The following is an 18,355-nucleotide window of genomic DNA, read 5'->3' as shown; positions in this document are numbered from 1 at the left end:
TTGGGAATGGAGTAATTGTCTGATTTACTCCATTATATCCTGGCTAATCCCAGTATTTTATTACTTAGTTAAATGGCGTTGTAAGTCCCCTGCTGGACTACATTTTGGTCACCAGAGGTAATCTGGCTGCTGATAATAGCGCCGCCAGCTGCTACACTCCTTTCACCGCCCGCCAAAACTACTTGGCGAATTGTTTCAGTGGCTTCTCCTTGTACAACGTCCCATCCTTCTAGAGGTAACCCTTTGCCACCAAGCAGTACGGCTACCGAAAAGTCCTCGCAAGCCGTGTCGAAGAAAGGAATCTGCTCTGCCTGACATAGGGTGCTGGCGCTTTCCGGCACAGCAAAGCCCAGGTGGTTCATCAGGTTAGAAAGACGCACAACCTTATCACCAGGCTTGTTACCTGCACCTTGCAACGCTTTGATGAGGTGGTAAGTGTAAATACTCATTACATCATCGGGGCGAATCCAGGATCTTTGCTCTCCACGCGACGATGTGAAGACAGCTCGCCCCTTACCCTGCTTGAGGTCGTCTACCAAGCTTTTAGGTAGGGCAGTTTCAATAAAACTTTGGGGAAGTTTTATTGCAGTTTGTTTGTTCTTAGCAGTTGCCATTCCCTCAGCGTGGCAACTATCAATTATGACTAACAAACGCTGTGAGTTTATCTGGCGCAGTGCATTTGTAAAGTCAAGTGCAGATAGGGCAGAGTTTGGGATGTCAACGGGTTCGACATCGTGTGGAATGAGATAGTAGTGGTTTGTGGATTGGTCTAACCAGCCGTGACCGGAGTAGTAGACAATAACTGTAGCTTCTGGGTCAACAGCTGCTTGAGTTTTGAGCCAAGCTAGTCCTTCCAACATAGCACTGCGCGTAGCACCAGCATCATGTAGTATGCGGATGTACTGCTCGTCGTTGGGGTAGGCACAAAGGTTGGGGTTAGTAAGGATGGATTTAAGTACTTGAACATCTTTGACGGTGACAGGAAGCGACCATTTTGGGTAAGCGGATTCGCCGACGCCGATGAGCAAGGCATAACCGTGGGAGAATGTTTGAGACATCAAAATAAGGATATTATGTGTTTCTACTTACTAATTTTAGATAGTGTATCTTGTTGCAGAAGAACCGCTAGGTATAAGCATTATTATTTATAGTTTGTTCGTATAATGTAGGACAAGGGCGATATCCAAAAAGTTTAGTATCGCTACCAGTTGCGTTCCTCAAATTCTTCACTTTCCAGTTCACTTTCTAAGTTTTGCTGTAATAATTCCTCCATTTGTCTTGCAAAGCTCCGAACTCGGAGGTTTTCATCTTTAAGCCAGGGCGAAATTTCTTCTAACCGCTGTTTGATAAAATTTGAAAATCCCCCGAAAATCATTCCCGGCGTTGAGTTAATAGAAGCACGAATAGACCCTAGCACAATTTCATAGTTTGTGTTGCAAATAATTTCTCGACTAAGATGGTAGAAAAGTTGACCACTATTAAACTTACACAAAATTTTGACTACTGCATTTAGTTTCTGAACTTCACCCAACCTAACCCACTCCATCAAAATGTTGTAAAGAGACTCCGATAAACTACCAGCTATTTCCTTCAATACTTTGGGAGTCTCAAAGAACCAAAAATCCTCTCGCAGCATCCAGTCACGCACTCGACGCAGTATATCAGGGTATTCAGTGCTAGACCGTATGCTTTCTACAGCACGAGAATAAGGGAAATGGATTGTCTCATAATCTTCACCGATTTCACGCTGTTCAGCTTTAATTTTGATACAGCGTTCGATAAAATCTATCAGCTGCATTGGTTCAATTTTACCCAGAAGTTCCAAACACTCTTCAGCAGCATAGTTCAGGTGTGAAAGGCGTTCAAAATTTCGGAGAATGTCCAAAAAATCCTGAGAGGTGATGAACTTTATGCCCCACTCAGCTTGAAAAGATTTAAAAGACCAAGATAAAGCATCCGCTACACCTAGTAGTACACTTTCATCATCACTAGTAGCAATTATTTTTAGTAACTTGACTGAAAGCTGGGGATTGTATGGTACAAACCGCGAGATAAGCTGAAGAATTTTATAATCAACTAGTGAAGATTGCTTGGTTGTAAGACGGTGTAAAATTTCCCACTCTTCCTCCTGAAATCTGCTCGAATCCAGAAAATGGTAACTACCCGCAACAGCAAGCCAAAGGACTAACTCATCACCATCAACCCATGATTTGATATAAGACCAAGCCACCTCTAGATTACTTTGATATAATCCTCCAATTACGGGACCAAGGTGATGTTTGATTGTTAGATTCTTAGAAAGTGCTTGCTCTACCATTTGCTGTGCGAATTCTGGGTTTTTTTCTCCTAACCTGTAGAATAAAGTATCGAACCAATATGTGCTACTTTCACCAGCAGTTTGGCACTGCTCTACTATAGTTTCAAGTTCGCTGATTGCCTTTTCTATTGCTGTAGGAGAAAGTCCTTCAATATACTGCTTAATTGCCAGCTGGTGACGTTGCTCAATTGCTTGCCAGTTGAGTTGATCATCTTGTGCATCACCCCGAAGGCGATTGCTAACTAAGAATTTATATAGTTGATAAAGATTATTATTTTGTAACTGCTGCTTCAACTGCTCAAATTCATCTAATTGGTAACCACTGAAGCGTGGTGCATACCATAACCACTCTGCTACAGCATCCAAAATAGGCAATTCTGCGTTAGGAATCACAACTTTTAAGAAAAATTGAGCTGTGTTTTTGCAATCGGGTTTTAGCCAAGCCCAAGTTTCTGCGGAGACTTCACTAGCAGAAGTTGAACGAGGTAAAAGTATAGCTCCTTCCAGGGATTTAACAATTTTTAATCTTTCTGACAAGTTAGATGTTTGGCTGTATGCTTGGTAAAGAATTCCTAAAGCTTGTTCACGAATTTTTCGTAAAGATTCAGACGGTAGTAAAAGTCCTTGTCTTATAAGGATATGCAAATACCGAGTGGGGTCTATTTTCGTACTATTAACTTCCATGCTAAGCATAGGTTTAATCAATGAAAGGCTTAGATTTAAGTTGCTTGTAAAATCCTCCTTCAACCACCCCTCTATCTTATTAAGAATTGTCGGTTGTGCAGTGTCTGACTTGTCTATTTTAATTTCAGCAATCTCAACCAGTGCTTTGCTTGCTTCTTCGCGTACTCTTGCATACTCTGCGGCGTCAAGTTGGTATCTTGCAAGTTTGTGTAGATAGTCGATGGAATCGCTTAGCCTAACCCAGTGGGTACGGCTTAAGACATCAACAATTTTGCTAAGTAACCTCTCGTACTTGATATCCCATTTGCAAGAAGGATGATCCTGCTGATTAGATGCTGGAAGTTCTTCTAGCACATTTAGGATATTGTCTACAATCACCAGTGCATCATCAGGACGTAGGTATGCCAAGTCTTGTATCCATTCCAACACTGACAAGCGGGCGAGGTTGTCCCCTTGATTAAGGATATAATGCAGTTCCCGTAATTTATGCCCAAGCAACAGACCAGCGTGACGCTCACCTTTGACTTCTGCTTCTGCCAAAGTAGTGAGAATTTGCTGGGGTTTTAGTTTAAAGAATGGCTCAATAATTTTCTTTTGGTAGTCTGCTTGTTTGATCTGGAAGAAGTGGTGAATCAAAATGTGGTCAGCCAGAACTTCAGAAGTAATCTTCAGGGTCATCCAGTAACGTTCAACTATACCCGCTTCTACTAATCGAGAAATTATACGGTCTTCGTCATATGGTGAAATACCAACAACTTTTTGAACTTTCTCTCGTAACTGCTGATTATTTAGATCGATTGTGTTTAAAGCTGCCATAATCTCTAAGTAGCTAATATAGCGGTCGTCATACCCAGCTTCAGCTAACTCGTGGATGATGTCATTCAAGTAGCGGGTAAGTACCCAATCGCGGTTGAGATTTATCACCGATTCACCGCGCTGAACTAAACGAGCTGCAACACCAGCAATGAGCGGATCGCCTTTAGCAATACGGACTAAGGTATGACGTGTATCTTCGTGAGCGATTTCATAGGGCGGAGTTTGCAGGAGTTGATCGATATCAAGGTTTTCTAAAGGTTTAACCTCAATTTTGTTGACTTGATAACCTGCCAAAGAGCCTAATTTGTAGGTAACTGAATCTTTGAAAACGCGGCGCGTGGCTAGGACAAGTGTGACTTTGCCAGCTATCTTGGGATTGACCAATACTTCACCTAGTTGGTGTAACAGTTCAAAACGGTGAGCATCGTCTACAACGATTACATGATGATTGTTGGGATTTAATGAAGCAAGGTCATATTCTATAGACTCAGCTCGTTGGCGAATGTACCACAGAGATGTTCCACTAGGGATGACCTTGGGAAGCTCCAACAACAGACGGGTTTTGCCAAGTCCACCAGCTCCATGCAAAACAATCACGTCGGTTGACTCAACTAGGAGGGATTTAATTTCAGCGAGTAGTGCGTCCCGTCCTACTATAACTTCCCAGTAACCAGCAATCCTTTCTGCTGCTGATACTGCTGATTTGAAGAATTCGCTGTGTGTGAGTAAGGCAGGAAGCTCAAAGGATTTCAAAATATCTTGAACGATTTGGCGAACAACCTCAGCATCCGCTCCTTTGAATATGTAAACTAAGTTACCGTCACCAGTGATAAAGACAGCATCTGTTACATCGCCACCTACTGCTATAGCCCGTTCGCCAGTTACCAGAATAATCTGTCCGGCCTCTATGGCTTGGCAGAGAATTTCAAGGTCAGCATTAGTATAAGTTTTTGCTACTAGTCGTTTTAGGATTGCTCTTAGATTATTAGTATCTGTCACAGAATATGCCTCTTGGCTAAAGACTTAAGCATGATTCTCATGTTGCTCAGATCACTTTGATTTGGAATTATCGGCTCGCTACTTTTCTATAGTCACCAATTTTCGCTGCACTGCTTTTTCCCCTGCAGCAACCTTTTCAGTTGTCTCTTTCAGAAAAGGTATAAAGGGTGCTAGAAAGTCAGCCAAATTCTTTGCAAGTGTGCCACATCTATTCTCATTTCCATTTCTCCAAAGGTTGAACATTCAAGTTTTTGACGTTCTTCGACTCTTGCCCAAAAATGCATTTTTGGGCAAGAGTCGCTTGTGCTATTGCATAGGAATGCAATCCTCAATCCTACATTAGCAACATTCTTGAAGTTACCTACAGTGCGAATTTCTTGATTCTCACTCGTTCACCAATGCGGTACGGGCATATTAAGGCATTAACAATCAAATGCATTCCGGCTTCAATCAACAGCACTAAACGCAATGCGCGGAAAAGCGGGTTGCTTACCAAAGTGACAGTTGTCCTGGTGAAACATTCGAGCGTCTAGTTCTTGCGTGCAGCGCGAGATGACATGGACTGCAGCACAAGGGAATCAAATTTTCTGGGCGATTGTCCTCCGGTGTAAAATTTGCATGATGAACTGAGAGGGTTGACATAGTCCATTGGGAGCGGGTGAAGTCTGGTGGTTTTTCCCCTGAACGCAGACACAGCCGTCCACAATGCTGACAACGCCAGCCTGCGGCATCTTTCACACTCAGGGCAATTTCATTCCAGTTATCTGGGTAGCGTTCGCGCAGGATAGGCATGGTGACAAGACTCTCACTATAATAACAAATTGGGATTAACAGTTTTTTACTCTGGATTCAAACTAATTTTCGCACAACGGGACTCTTACTTTTGCTTCAAAACTTCTTCAATTTCTGCTAACTTTTGACGCAAGACTTCTTGAAACTCCATTAGTTGAGTTCTTTCAGCTTCTTTCAACGACTCTAAGGAGAGTTTTTGTAGGCGACGAGCTTCTTGTGACACTGGTTTAATTTTGGTTGCAGAAGTTGATGATGGCTGTGCCTGGGAAGCTATCACGGAGGCTACTAATTTTCGAGTAGCGCTTGCAGATAATTTTTCTGCTATAACATTGTGTGTGGTATTGAGCCTGATTGATTTTGCAACTTCATCTGTTACTCCCAAATTTTTGGCAGAGAGTTTCTGTAGCGCCATTGCATGAACGCCTTTGAGTCCTTTTGATCTAATTGCATCTTTGATGTCTTCTGCTAGGGACAGCATTGGGAAAATGTTGGCATCGATGGAAGCTGGATTGAGCTGTAAATCCAACAGTAAGACTAATACTGCCTGTTCTCGCTCATCTAAGTCCATATCTGCTAAACCTTGTTGTTGCTCCTCTGCTGTTCCCGTCATCAGTTCTACAACGGAGTTCATGCGTTTTTGTGCGTTCAAACGTCGCACCACTGTCGAGAGAATACGGGGGATATCTTGAGGATCTAAATCAGTATTGGTTGCCAATTCTCGTACAATTGCCTCAGCTTTATCAAGAGGATTGAGGTCTTCCCGATGCAGCGATGTTAGTAGAGCTTTGCGATGCAAGGCAGCTGGTTCTGGAATTATGACAGCTTGGAGATTTTGCCAACCTAAGGCTTTGGCACTGCGCCAACGCCGTTCTCCATCAAATATAACCAAGTTTTCCCGTTGAATCAGAATTACTGGCTCAAGCTGTCCATCCGATGCTAGGGAACGGGACATGGACTCGACACTTTCTGGCAAAAATGTTTGTCTGGGTTGTTCTGGGTTCGGTTGAATTTGCTCAAGCGGAATGTTTTGGATGCCTGTTTGTGATTGAAGTTGTGATCGCAGCACTTGGATCTGTTTTTCCAACTCAGTAGAACCCTTGGCACGAAGTTCTTCAATCTCTGCTCTAAGTTGCTGAAGTTCTGACTCAGCTTCAGATAACTGCTGAGACTGCTTGGCGGCTGAAAAATAATTGGTGAGGTCAGGAGCTTTCCGGGCGGTCATAATTATTCTGTTTTCTTCTTATTTCTAATCAAACCTGCTATGTATGACGCGATTTCTTTAAAATCATCTTTAGCAGGATGGCTGGGGCGGTAAAGATGTAGTGGCAATCCTTGACCACTGGCGTTGACAAATTCAGCACTATCGCGAATAGCTGGAAAGGCACGGATATTCATCTGCTCCAACTGAGATGGCAATGCAGAAAGCATCTGTCGATGAGCCGCTCGTCGGGAATCATTTTGGTTTGGTACAAATCCCAGAATTTCTGGCTCAGGTTTTAAGCGTAGGTGCTTGCAATGGTAGTAATACCACTCCAGTAAATGAGCCGCTCCTTGAATTGACTTTGGTTCCAGTTGTACGGGAATGACGATGTGAGTGCTAGCCGCTAATGCCATCAAAGGCAAGGGACCAAGAGTTGCAGGGCAGTCAAAGATAATCAGGTCATGCTCTAGGGGATAGTCAGTTAAGCGATCGCCCAAAAGGTAAGCTCCTCGTTTGTGCAAAACCAGTTCATCTGCCGTTTGCGTCAACACCATTCCGCCTTGACAGATGACTACTTTGTCGGTCTTTTCTCTCCAGCAAGGAGTTAAAGGCCAAGAGCCGTCAAAGTTATCTCGTAGCACAGCGGCTAATGTGTGTTCTGGCTCTGGCGGACTCAATCCACAGAAGAGCGTGAGCGACCCTTGGGGGTCGAGATCCATAAGGGCTACATTGAAAGAGCGTTTTGCCAGTTCGTAGGCTAAATGGACTGAGAGCGTCGTCTTACCACTTCCACCAGCATTACTTATTACAGCTAGTCGAATTTGCATGGTTTTTTCTTTGAATGCTATTCAAGCATCATATATCGAACCCATTACATCATATATCGATATATGATGAATGTTAACTAAAAAATAGGGGTTTGGAACCATGTGTTGTGCCTTTACTTATAAGTTGACCGATTGGACAATTTATGGTTCAAAATCTTAGTGGACAGCTTATGCTTCGATGATTTAGTTAGAACTAACTTCAGGAACCAGACCAACAAACCATCATCAGTACTTTGTATTGATGCCTGTGGAAAAACTCGTCCATCCCAGACCACATATGCTGATTACTATATTCGTATACATCTAAAATTGTCTTTTTTGTGACTGGACGGAACCGACGCGGAGTAATGGCAAGTGCTTCCCCGATTGTTTGTGCCACCCAAACTTCCCACTCTAGCTCTGTTTGTGTTATGGCAATGCTTTTAAATAGCTCGGTAGATGACGAACTGCCAAGCCAGTGTTGACATTTTGAGCAGTAACCTGGTCGAAAGTTGCCGGAAATCTGGCGTTGGGTGTTTCCACAGTGAGGACAGCAAGTGTGTAAATAAGTCAAATGTTGCGGACAGCATCTAACAGCGTTTAGAGACCAAAGCAAAGGCTCATAAAGTGGCTTTTGTGACTCTCGTAACTCCTGATAACAAGCCGGACACCATTTTCGCTTACCAATTAGCCCAGCAGGTCCAGGCGTTCCCTCCCAACACAGCATCGTCAGAATCTGAAGGTTCTCCTGTAATGTGAGAATTTCGAGCGTTCTCACAAATTTCCTTGCTGACCCCTTTTTTCCGTTTATATCTACTGACCAGTCAACAAATGGCTTAGCGTGCTTTCGAGATGTTTTATTCCAAAGCGGTACAAGACAGCCCGCTACCAGCATTCTTGTAGATAAGCAGTGAGCTTCAGCTAATCGAGCAATGTAACTAGTCAAGCTTTCCACGTAGGGTGTACCCATCAAGATTGGATCTAGGCAATATAAACGGCTTCTTGCCGGAATTAATGGGATTTCTAAATCCCATGAGGAGTAAGTCACCAGAGCGTCAACTAGCATATTAGATGCCTCCGACTGGGCGTCGCTTAGGTAAAGGTTTCCCAACACGAGAACGCTTGTTAGGAGCGTTTGTTGTTTCTGATGCTGTTGTATTCTCGTGACCGACTAAGTCAGGTTTTAAACCCAGAACAGCGCGAAACTCAGCTGGAACTACACCATTATCGGTAAGCTTTTTCTCTTCTTCTCTGGATTCAGCTAGCATAATCATGCACTGCTCTAATGACCAGGCGTGCTGTTCTAAGTTCTTAATGGAGAGCGTCGAGGCATTCGCATCTGCGGACAAAACCCCGTTGAGTGTGCGGGACAGCCAATCTTTGAGAATCCCAACACAGCCAATGCTGCGCTCGTAGCAAAAATCCCAGTAACTGACTAGGTCAGGGGTTTGTGCCAGTGGCAAATGAAGCTGGAAACTTTGCACAACACTTTGAAAAATTTTCACATCCAAATCAGATTCAGCAAAGTAGCGAGAGAAGTGGATGTCCGTACTGCGGCGACATAATTGGGCACTAAGATTGCGTAGGATCAAAAGTTCATAAGTTCCACACAGCAAGAAGCGAACACCGCTCATGCTTGCCAAGGACTTGATGCAGTCAGTCTGGTCGCGCAGCTTTCGTCCACTGACTACCCGACCCAGATTTTGCGCCTCGTCTAGATAAAACACGTCTGGTCTTCGGTACTGTAGTGCTTTTTCCAGTGATAAACGCAACTTAAGTTTAGTAGTTGTGTGGCTAATTTTTTTCTCAATCAGCGGTTCTTGCAGTGCCATCAAAGCACGTACATAAAAATCTTTCCAATCGAAATTGCTGAACTCTGGAGCCGCTACTTCAATGCCAGCAACCGGGATATAATCTTTGTCAGTTTCTACCGAGGGCAGGGAAGCTTCAATTAGTTTTTGGCTAACCCGTCGTAACAAAGTTGATTTGCCAACTCCAGTGGGACCAAAAATAAAAATGAGGGCAGAACCTGCTGGTTGCCGAATTAAGTACATTAGCTTTTGCGCTGCTTCTACCAATCTGGGGTGAGCCATTGTGTAGGTTTCAAAGTAAGCAAGTCTTTGTGCTACTGGTTGCTGTAACAGTTCTGTTGGAAAGCCATTTTGTGGGTTCATTAAAATTGACTGTAGTATTCAAGGTTGGATTTCTCAATGTCAGTCGAAATACTGTTTTCATCCTGATTGCAGAGCGAAGAATCCTTTGTCATCAGAGTTTTGTGGTTTACAATCGCTGTTGCATCTTTTTCGAGGTCATGATTGTGAACAGAAGAACTACCAGTAATCGCTTGCACCACACTCCTATTCTCCGAAGCCCGTAAACGTTGCAAAAGAAATTGCCCCTCTTTTGCTTCTAGGGAGTTCAAAAACTGAACCAGTTGTTTATCTGTTGTTATACTCTTACGCCCTTGGTTTGAAGTGCGTTTATTCAGTTCGGTACTGACTAGGCGAATCTCCTTTTCTGAGCGTCCTTGAAGGTACTGGTAGTAAGTAGAAATACACTTAACCCACCCAGAGTGCACCAAAGCATAGGCAACGCTAGCATCGAAGGGATCATACTTCACCGACACCATTGAGTGTTCAATTTCCGGGTCACGGAAGGCAGAGGACCAGTAGTAGATGTTGTGAATCTTTACGCCTTGACCCGGTTGCACCTTGCGCTGTCCTCGCTCTGGTGCTGGTAGGGTCAAAATATGAAATGCATCATCGTACTCCACTCGTCGATGTAATCGACTGCCGCCCAGTGCTAAGCCACTGGTGAAGGCATCGCGGGGACTTTGCCCAGTGGCTGGATGCTCCCTTTGGTCGTAAACTTCATACGCCCACTCACATAAAGCCTCGTACAGTTCGCCTAACGTCCAAACTGCCTGTTGTTCTGGTTGAGTGGATTTGGTTACCTGACGGTGAAGGCGGGTAATCTGCGTATTGCCCCTGAGCTCGTGGATAAACTGAGTATTTGCAGTGCCGAAGAGTCTTTCGCTCACAGCACCAAATCGGGGTTCGGCTGGAGGTCGGTGTTTTTTAGTGCTGGCAAAATGAGCTAAGAGCTGGTCAAAGTACTCACTGTCAAATTCTGGTCCGTTGTCTACCACAATCATTTGCGGAAAGCGTTTAAAGCGAGAAACGCAAATCCGAATTGCCATCATGCAGGAGCGGTAAGAAGGCTCCTCGTAGGTCAAGTAGACTGCCAGGATACGTCGAGAATAGGCATCTACCATGAAGGTTGCCCAAGGGCGACCTAGACTTCGACATTGATCGCAGACCGGATTAATGTTGCAATTAGTTAGTGAGGTCAGAGAACTGACCAGTTCAATATCCAATAAGGTATGGTCGATGTGAACAATTTCAAACGGACGGTCGCCATGACGGGGTGTGGTCAACTCCAGTTGCCAGTAGAAAGGCTGTTGTTGAATTGCTGCTCGCCGACCTTCACGCGAATGAGTTTGAGCAGGACCAGAGCGGCGTTTAATTTCCGAATAAAATGTCTTGGCACTGGGAGGATTTAGCTTTGGTTGGTGCGATTCACAAGCTTCTACAAACGCTTGGTAGACCCGAAGTTGCCTTCGATGTTTGAGAGTTTCGTAATGCTCCTCAATAAAGAGAACCATAAATGCATTGACTATTTCATCCACTTTGGAGCCACGATTACCCTTAGCACTGTGGTGAGGAATTAACCCAATATATCCACTGCCATAAATCTCTTGTGCATTGCGGTATTGTTGACGCCAGCGACGAATACTACGTGTTGGTGTAGCGGTCGCATTTGTGTCTAAGTAGGGCTCGATGAGTTCATAGCGACGGTTTGCTTCTCTGATGTCCTCTGGTCTGGCGGAGCGTAGAATTTCCGCAATTCTGTTTTTGGCATCGTTTACTTGTGTCTCAAGAAATGCCACTATCTTTCCTTGGTGGAGTAACATCTCAAAGGTAGCGTTCGCTAGCTCCACAAAGAACCCATCTTTTCGCAGCAACCCAGTTGTGGTACGACCGGTGTTCACAATTTCCCAGCATTCCCCATCCCAGAATAGGTTCGTGCCAACTGCGACTTGGATCAACTGGAGACTTTTAGCAGTGTTCGGCACGATTTCAGTTGTATGTTGATGAGCAAGTGCCTCTGACTGGTCGAGAAATATTTGTACTCGATCGGGTTCTGACAAGCGGGCGGCATTCAAATCTACATAAATTTGTTCGGTAGCAATCAAGATGTAAATATCGTCTGGACTAACGTTAACAGCACAAGAAAGCAATTCTTTGAGCGTGATGCCTGGATTCGTCGAGCTCAGGGCTTTCACAGCTTCAACAGTCGCTTTATCTACTGTGAGTGTGTCTTTTCGGAAGTAGTCCTCTAACCAAATGAAGTTTTGGTGGAATATCCAGTTAATCTGATTGCTTGACCACAACTGAAAGTACAAGCCAAATCTTTGAGCATACTCAGACCCTGGTGGGCAGTGCCAAAGATTGTTCTCTCTTCTCTGGTAACGATTCGGGCTGGTTTGTGCCAGCTTTAGCAAGTCTTGTTCAGTCTTGCACTCTTCCCAACCTGCAGAGTCAAGACGCAGCACAAAGAAGTCGGGAGTGTATTGGTGTCGATTGCGCCGTCCACTCTTGGCCAGATAATCGAGTTCAATCGGCGGTGGCTGGTCGTAGTATTCTAGAACATTGGGATCGTGCTCCAGTTGGTAGATTCTCGCTAATTCATTACGGTGAGATTCAAACTGAATAGTGACCCCCATCTTGTGGCTAGGATAGCTGCCTGAAACATTTCCTCTGCCGCTATTAACTCGACGGGATGGCTCAGTTGAGCGTATTTGTGCAATGACTTGGCACGCGGCTTTACTCAAACACAGTCGCTGACACCAACAGCCAAATTCCAAGTCATTTAACATATATACTAGTGTTGACAGGAGAGTATTTTCATGCTAATCCAAGGCTTAGCAAAAACAACGTATTCTTTACAAAGCTTGTTCAAGCATTGGGGGTCTTTTGAGTAAATAATTGTCTTTCGGGTCACCAAGCGGCAGTAGCAGTGCTTTTAACCATAGTGAGTGACCAATCATTTAGGTGGCAATGCTGCAACCACGATCACTGCGATGACTGACAACAAGACTTTGGCAACACCCTCGTGTGCCATTGTTTGTCAACTTATGCTGACGATTTCCACTTTTGGTCAACTTATCCTTACTCGTTCTGTAATTTCGACCTCATCCCTATCACCTAAAACTAGGATTTCTGCCCTATAATTGGTCAACTTATCCTTACTCGCTTGGTCAACTTATAGGTAAAGTCATATGTGTCAGAGGTACATAAAATTATTCCCTTCTGCCTCCTGCCTTCTGCCCTCTGCCTTTCTTCGGTCATCATGAGAGAAGAATTGCTATTGATAAACTTTGCAAGGGAGCACTGAAGGGAGTCGTTATGCTCAAGAAACTGCGACTGGAACGGTTTAAAAACTTTAAAGAAGCCGAATTAATTCTAGGTCCTTTGACCCTTTTGGTAGGAACGAATGCCTCTGGAAAAAGTAACATTAGAGATGCATTTCGGTTTCTTCATGGCATTTCTCGTAATTACAGCTTTGCTGAAATATTCGGGGAAAAATGGATTGAAGGGGGTGTTCTGCAATGGCGTGGAATTCGTGGCGGAACGCGAGAAGCAACCTTTCAGGGCGCGAAGAGTTTTGCAATAGATGCCTCATTTTCTGTTAAAGAAGGAACGGACGATCCCAAAGCAATTTACCAGATCGAAGTTGATTTAGGAACAAATAGCCAAGCTCCCAGTTTAATTAGCGAGCGATTAACCATCGCAGGACAAGAAGATAATTTTTTTGAAGCAGAATCTGTTTCCTCTCAAGGGCAGAGAAACTTAATTGTTAAGGTTTTGAATCGTCCAATAACAAATAGCCCTACTCCTTTCACTCCTAACCGACCGATTGTTTCACAGCTAGCTGAACTTGCCACAGATATCTCAATTGAGGAAAAAGCATTCGTTCCAGGTAGCTCAATTAGAGGATTTGCAAAAGCTACGCTACAGGCTTTTAGCTCAATGCGGTTTTTAGATTTAAATCCAGATGCCATGCGGCTGCCTTCTTTACCAGGACAAACAATTTTGGGGGATAGGGGGGAAAACTTATCTTCTGTATTGCAGAAAATTTGTGAAAACCCTGAAAGTAAACAAGCATTGCTCCAATGGGTACAAGAACTAACCCCGATGGATGCTATGGATTTTGAGTTTCCTGCTGATTTTACTGGAAAAATCTTGCTGACGTTAATTGAGGAAAACGGGCAAAAAACATCGGCTATCAGTGCATCAGACGGCACATTACGTTTTCTCGCAATGATAGCTGCATTACTGGGACCAGAACCAGCACGTTTCTATTTCTTTGAAGAACTGGACAACGGCATTCACCCTACCCGCTTACATCTGCTACTTCAACTTATTGAGCGTAAAGTTTCCCAAGGAACAATTCAAGTCGTAGCTACGACGCACTCACCGCAGTTGCTCAGACTTTTAAGTTCCCAATCATTGGAGTATGCCTCACTAACCTATCGGCTTGGGGATAGACTTGATGCTCAAATCAAACGAATTGTTGATATTCCAGAAGCTAGGCGTGTTATTCATGAGCAAGACTTGGCACGTCTCCATGAATCTGGGTGGTTAGAAGATGCAATGGAATTTTTGGAGGAAGAGGACACGATCGCATGAATGTACTCGTGATTCCAGAGGATTTCCGCAAGGATCAATATATGCTCAAGCCAATATTTATGGCGATGATGAAAGAAGTAGGTAAACCCAACGCAAGAGTTAGAGTTTGTCAAGATCCACTTTTAGGAGGTGTCAGTGAAGCCCTGAAATGGGAACGCATTCAGGAAATTATTGAGCGTTACAAAGGCATGGTTAACCTGTTTCTACTTTGCGTAGATCGGGATGGTAAAGAAGGTAGAAAAGGAGTGCTGACTAGTATTGAGCAGCAAGCAGTAAACATTTTAACTGGTGGTAGGTTACTTTTAGCAGAAAATGCTTGGCAGGAAATTGAGGTTTGGGTTTTAGCAGGTCATAACTTACCCAGTGATTGGAATTGGCAAGTAATTCGTGATGAAGTTAATCCCAAAGAAACCTACTTTCTTCCTTTTGCCGAACAGCGAAATCTTCTAGATGCTCCAGGTGAAGGACGCAAGACACTAGCAGAAGAAGCGGCGCGAAGATATGATCGAATTCGCCAACTTTGTCCTGAAGATATAGCAAATCTTGAAGATCGAGTTCGCTCATTCTTAGCGTGAATATGCCGCTCATACTTTCATTTCATAATAGGATGATGTCGAGTGAGATAGTCTCGACTCTCCATAAACTATGATTTGTGAGTATTTTTACTTAGCTAAATTTCAAGATTAAAAAAGATTTGGAAAGATTTGGGAAGATTGTCCAAGTGAAATAACGCGCTCAAGAAGCAGACAGAAGATTTTATAAGATTGATTCCCAAGAAAAACTCGATACCAAATACTTCTAAATGCTTAATTTCTCCCATCCTATGCTTCTAAAATCTTTTGTAAAACTATTTTTTGCTTATTCCAGACTACTCGGTTTGAAACAGTCGAATAGGTAGCAAAGGTGAATTTAGAAATTTAGCAAGCCATATTTTTTCTATACTCATACCAGTATAAAAGAGATTTTAGACAATCAGCCTCAAAGAAAGTAACATGCGCTCCAAGTAAATGCGATTGCCACTCTTTACAGAACTAAGAAGCCAGTAGTTTCTGTACTTTTATGTGTTATACCTGAGTATCGATAGTAATATTTTCTTCAACATTTAGTACTGGAATTGGGTTTCTTAGATAGCGCTGGCGACGGAGATCGCGTTAATTCGGCTGATCTTCAAGCTCTCCATCACCTGTCCACTGCTTCCAGTGCCACTTAACCATGTGACACACTTATTTTTTTGGGCGATTGCCGAAAACGGGAGAACTTGACTTTTTTCCAGTTTCCTAAAACACCGCATCGCGCCCTAACCTTTGTTTCTTTACGAACCGTTTCTCATAAAGAATCCACTGCTAGTGCTACCTCTACCTCAAGCCTCAAATATCAAATTTATAGAGCAAGTCAAAAACCATTGACTAACACATCTGACGCAGTTTAGAGATCGTGTTTACTGCTTACGGTTTTCTCTTAGTTACTTTTAATTGCTCTTCATTCTGAATTTGAGAGATATCTAGTAAAATTTTTACTCGCTCACTAGTCAGTGTTTGCTCTAATACTGTCAATAAGGAGTGTCACAGACTAGACATCCAAATAGAGAAAAGCGTCTTTCTGTGACTCCTCACCACGAAAGGTGTCACAGCCATGACTAATAAGTAGAAAGCCTATGATGCTAAACAGCCGGGAGCTTGGTTCAAATGGACACTCAAAACATATTACAGAAGAGCAGCAGAAGGAATTGCTCACCAGAGCGAAGGAAGCAGCAGCTTCGGGGGAACCTGGAAAAATGCTTGAGTTTTTGCACCGAAGTTTTGTCCTCGATGGTCTTACCAGGCGAATTGCCTTGAAGTGGCGATCGCTCTCACGCGACGAAGTGGACGACATCGTAGCTAAAGCTGTTGACATTCTTTATGAAGCAATCCGGGATGGTAAAAAGGTTTCAAAACTAGTTCCCTACTTGTTGAAAACCTGTGAACACAAAGCTTGTGACTATTACCGTACAAGGCAAAACGAGAAACCCGTCACACCGGATGATCTGGAACACATTGCAGATCAATCTAGTGAACTTGAAGACGATTTTGACCGTTCTACTAAAGAACTCGATTGGGAGGAAAAGCGCTCACGAGCCATTGCTATAGCCCGCTCTCTAATTCCAAGACTGGGGCAGCACAACGTCCAGAAGGTAATGAATTACATACTTGATGCACTCTCAGTAGATTGCGTGGATATATCCAACGCTGAGATTGCTGAAGCACTGGGGCTGAGCTTAGATGTAGTTCGGCAGTCAAAACACAGAGGATTCCAACGCTTAGAAAGGATTGTCCGTGAAGAAGGATTAGCAGCACAGATGAGCGATGTTGTCAACCTGAAGCGTGATTGCTCCGAGCAGCTTGACGAAGACGAGCATGAATTGGTTTAGCCCGAGAAAGGAAGTTACAGAAAATGGTACAAAAAACAAACATTAGCGAAGACATCCGACAGTCGATAAAGGCTTTAATTGAAGAAGCTCGCCGCATCTCAGCAGACGTAGCCGAAGAAGTGGAAGAGATTTTGCAACAGGGTAAAGAAAATCCCCTTGCGCCGGACGAGGCGTCTGTGCTTCTAACAAAGGTGATTAATGTTTTGAAGCATAGCGCTAGCAAGAGGGGAGATGAAGCTGCTAGCAAGTCTTTGGACGGTGATATCAATCAAATAGTTGAACAAATGATTCAAATTCGCGATCAAGTCATGCAAGGCACCACCGACTTAAGTTGCCCAACCAAGAAGCTCAAGCTCATAACCCACAATGGGATCAGACCCAGGTCGGTTCAACCAGTACCATGTTTCCAGGGCCGACTGGTGCCGATGGAATCAGGTTTTGTTAAGGCCACTGATATCCAGCTCTGGGACCAGAATGATCGATTGCAAATCCATCTGGGGCAGTTCCGTCAGAAGAACGGTCGTGACCCAGACCCAGACGAAGTCCGCGACATTATGCAGAGTAAGATGGATCTGCCAGGTATTCCTGAGGAGGAAAAGGATGATCAATTTAAGATCGTTCCACTTGCAAGGAGTATTGCAGTTAATGGCGTTCGCACACCACCGATTATAGACATGGACGGCACTCTCTTGGATGGTAACCGTAGGGTTACAGCCTGTTACTACATCCTGAACAGCGACGAGTTCACTGTGGAGGAGAAGCGACGAGCAGAGTACATCTTTGTCTGGCAGCTGACCGAACACGCCACGGATGATGACCGTGGGGCAGTAGTTGTTGCGCGGAATTTTGAACCCGACTGCAAGCAGGATTGGCCTGAGTACATCAAGGCTAGGAAAGTGTATGAAGAATGGCAGGCGATGCTATCACTAGCACCAAGGTTGCCGACGCCACAGCAACTTGCTCAGATGAAAAAAGAACTTTCCAAAAAGTTTGCACTTGGCCCCAACACCGACATCGTCAACAGGTACATAAAAATGGTGGACTGGGCTAACGACTTTGAGGACTATCACATAAACCACAAAAGGCGAGACACTTACGAGGTTCAGCATCGTTCCAACGAATACTTCCAATACTTTGACGAACTTGCTAGAGGGGAGAGGCCCGGTGGAGTAGCGTATGCTCTCAACCAGGATGACGGATTCAAGCACACTGTCTTCGACCTGGTATTTGACAGCAAGTTCAGAAACGCGAAACAGATCCGGGATCTAAAGCTGATCTTTAATAACGAGGAAGCCCGTGATTACTTGGCGCGAGCGCGGAGTGAGAGCGATCCAGATCGTGCTGAGGATCACATTGAGGACGCAATTACTATCGCCCGTAGCCGACGTGCAGAAACGCGAGAGTTGGGAGCGAATACGCGAATTGAAACCTTTGTCGATTGGCTAGAAGAACTACCTGTCAGAGCTTTCCGTGACCGCATTAAACCGGAAAATTTGCGGCGGTTACTGAGTGCCTTGAAGCTTGTGGAACGGCAAGCGGCAGAAATTTTACGAGACGAAGACGTTGATGGGTGAAGGTACA

General features: G+C 44.1%; 13 protein-coding genes. 5 read left to right on the top strand and 8 right to left on the bottom strand.

Going from position 1 to position 18,355, the window contains the following annotated elements; translation table 11 throughout:
- Nucleotides 1-68 precede the first annotated feature (68 nt).
- The 8 genes from ICL16_RS04010 to ICL16_RS03975 form a co-directional block, all read right to left on the bottom strand.
- A complete protein-coding gene (locus tag ICL16_RS04010; protein ID WP_190825610.1) occupies nucleotides 69-1,058 on the bottom strand; it encodes a caspase family protein in 990 nt (329 codons plus the stop codon).
- Nucleotides 1,059-1,201: 143 nt separating this feature from the next.
- Entirely contained in the window at nucleotides 1,202-4,816 is a 3,615-nt protein-coding gene (locus ICL16_RS04005) for a hypothetical protein (RefSeq protein WP_190825609.1), read from the bottom strand.
- Nucleotides 4,817-5,305: 489 nt separating this feature from the next.
- Nucleotides 5,306-5,608 (bottom strand): HNH endonuclease, encoded by a 303-nt coding sequence (locus ICL16_RS04000; protein WP_190825608.1) that lies wholly within the window; start codon nucleotides 5,606-5,608, stop codon nucleotides 5,306-5,308.
- Nucleotides 5,609-5,693: 85 nt separating this feature from the next.
- Nucleotides 5,694-6,830: a ParB/RepB/Spo0J family partition protein gene (locus ICL16_RS03995; RefSeq protein ID WP_190825607.1), complete on the bottom strand. Its 1,137-nt coding sequence runs from the start codon at nucleotides 6,828-6,830 to the stop codon at nucleotides 5,694-5,696.
- A gap of 2 nt (nucleotides 6,831-6,832) precedes the next feature.
- A complete protein-coding gene (locus tag ICL16_RS03990) occupies nucleotides 6,833-7,636 on the bottom strand; it encodes a ParA family protein (RefSeq protein ID WP_190825606.1) in 804 nt (267 codons plus the stop codon).
- A 199-nt stretch (nucleotides 7,637-7,835) separates the two neighbouring features.
- Nucleotides 7,836-8,681, bottom strand: coding sequence for a TniQ family protein (locus ICL16_RS03985; RefSeq protein WP_190825605.1), 846 nt, complete (start codon nucleotides 8,679-8,681; stop codon nucleotides 7,836-7,838).
- A gap of 1 nt (nucleotide 8,682) precedes the next feature.
- Entirely contained in the window at nucleotides 8,683-9,789 is a 1,107-nt protein-coding gene (locus ICL16_RS03980) for an ATP-binding protein (protein ID WP_190825604.1), read from the bottom strand.
- On the bottom strand, nucleotides 9,789-12,554 hold the full coding sequence (locus ICL16_RS03975; protein WP_190825603.1) for a DDE-type integrase/transposase/recombinase: 2,766 nt from the start codon (nucleotides 12,552-12,554) through the stop codon (nucleotides 9,789-9,791). The genes ICL16_RS03980 and ICL16_RS03975 overlap by 1 nt, the downstream gene beginning before the upstream one ends.
- 159 nt (nucleotides 12,555-12,713) lie before the next feature.
- On the opposite strand from ICL16_RS03975, the gene ICL16_RS03970 reads away from it, so the two are divergent.
- The 5 genes from ICL16_RS03970 (at nucleotide 12,714) to ICL16_RS03950 (ending at nucleotide 18,348) form a co-directional block, all read left to right on the top strand.
- Nucleotides 12,714-12,908 carry a hypothetical protein gene (locus tag ICL16_RS03970; RefSeq protein ID WP_190825602.1) on the top strand — a complete coding sequence of 65 codons (195 nt, stop codon included), beginning with the start codon at nucleotides 12,714-12,716 and terminating at the stop codon, nucleotides 12,906-12,908.
- A 175-nt stretch (nucleotides 12,909-13,083) separates the two neighbouring features.
- Nucleotides 13,084-14,367: an AAA family ATPase gene (locus tag ICL16_RS03965; RefSeq protein ID WP_190825601.1), complete on the top strand. Its 1,284-nt coding sequence runs from the start codon at nucleotides 13,084-13,086 to the stop codon at nucleotides 14,365-14,367.
- Entirely contained in the window at nucleotides 14,364-14,942 is a 579-nt protein-coding gene (locus tag ICL16_RS03960; RefSeq protein WP_190825600.1) for a hypothetical protein, read from the top strand. Before ICL16_RS03965 ends, ICL16_RS03960 begins: the two co-directional genes overlap by 4 nt.
- Before the next feature lie 1,079 nt (nucleotides 14,943-16,021).
- The gene (locus tag ICL16_RS03955) at nucleotides 16,022-16,774 is read left to right on the top strand and encodes an RNA polymerase sigma factor (protein WP_190825599.1); all 753 of its coding nucleotides are present in this window, start codon (nucleotides 16,022-16,024) and stop codon (nucleotides 16,772-16,774) included.
- 23 nt (nucleotides 16,775-16,797) lie between these two features.
- On the top strand, nucleotides 16,798-18,348 hold the full coding sequence (locus ICL16_RS03950; RefSeq protein WP_190825598.1) for a ParB N-terminal domain-containing protein: 1,551 nt from the start codon (nucleotides 16,798-16,800) through the stop codon (nucleotides 18,346-18,348).
- The last annotated feature ends 7 nt before the right edge of the window (nucleotides 18,349-18,355 follow it).

Origin of the sequence: Iningainema tapete BLCC-T55 (genome assembly GCF_014698965.1) — a bacterium.
Taxonomy (GTDB): Bacteria; Cyanobacteriota; Cyanobacteriia; order Cyanobacteriales; family Nostocaceae; genus Iningainema; species Iningainema tapete.
The sequence above is the reverse complement of the archived record's forward strand: the minus strand, read 5'-3'. Positions and strand labels throughout refer to the sequence as shown.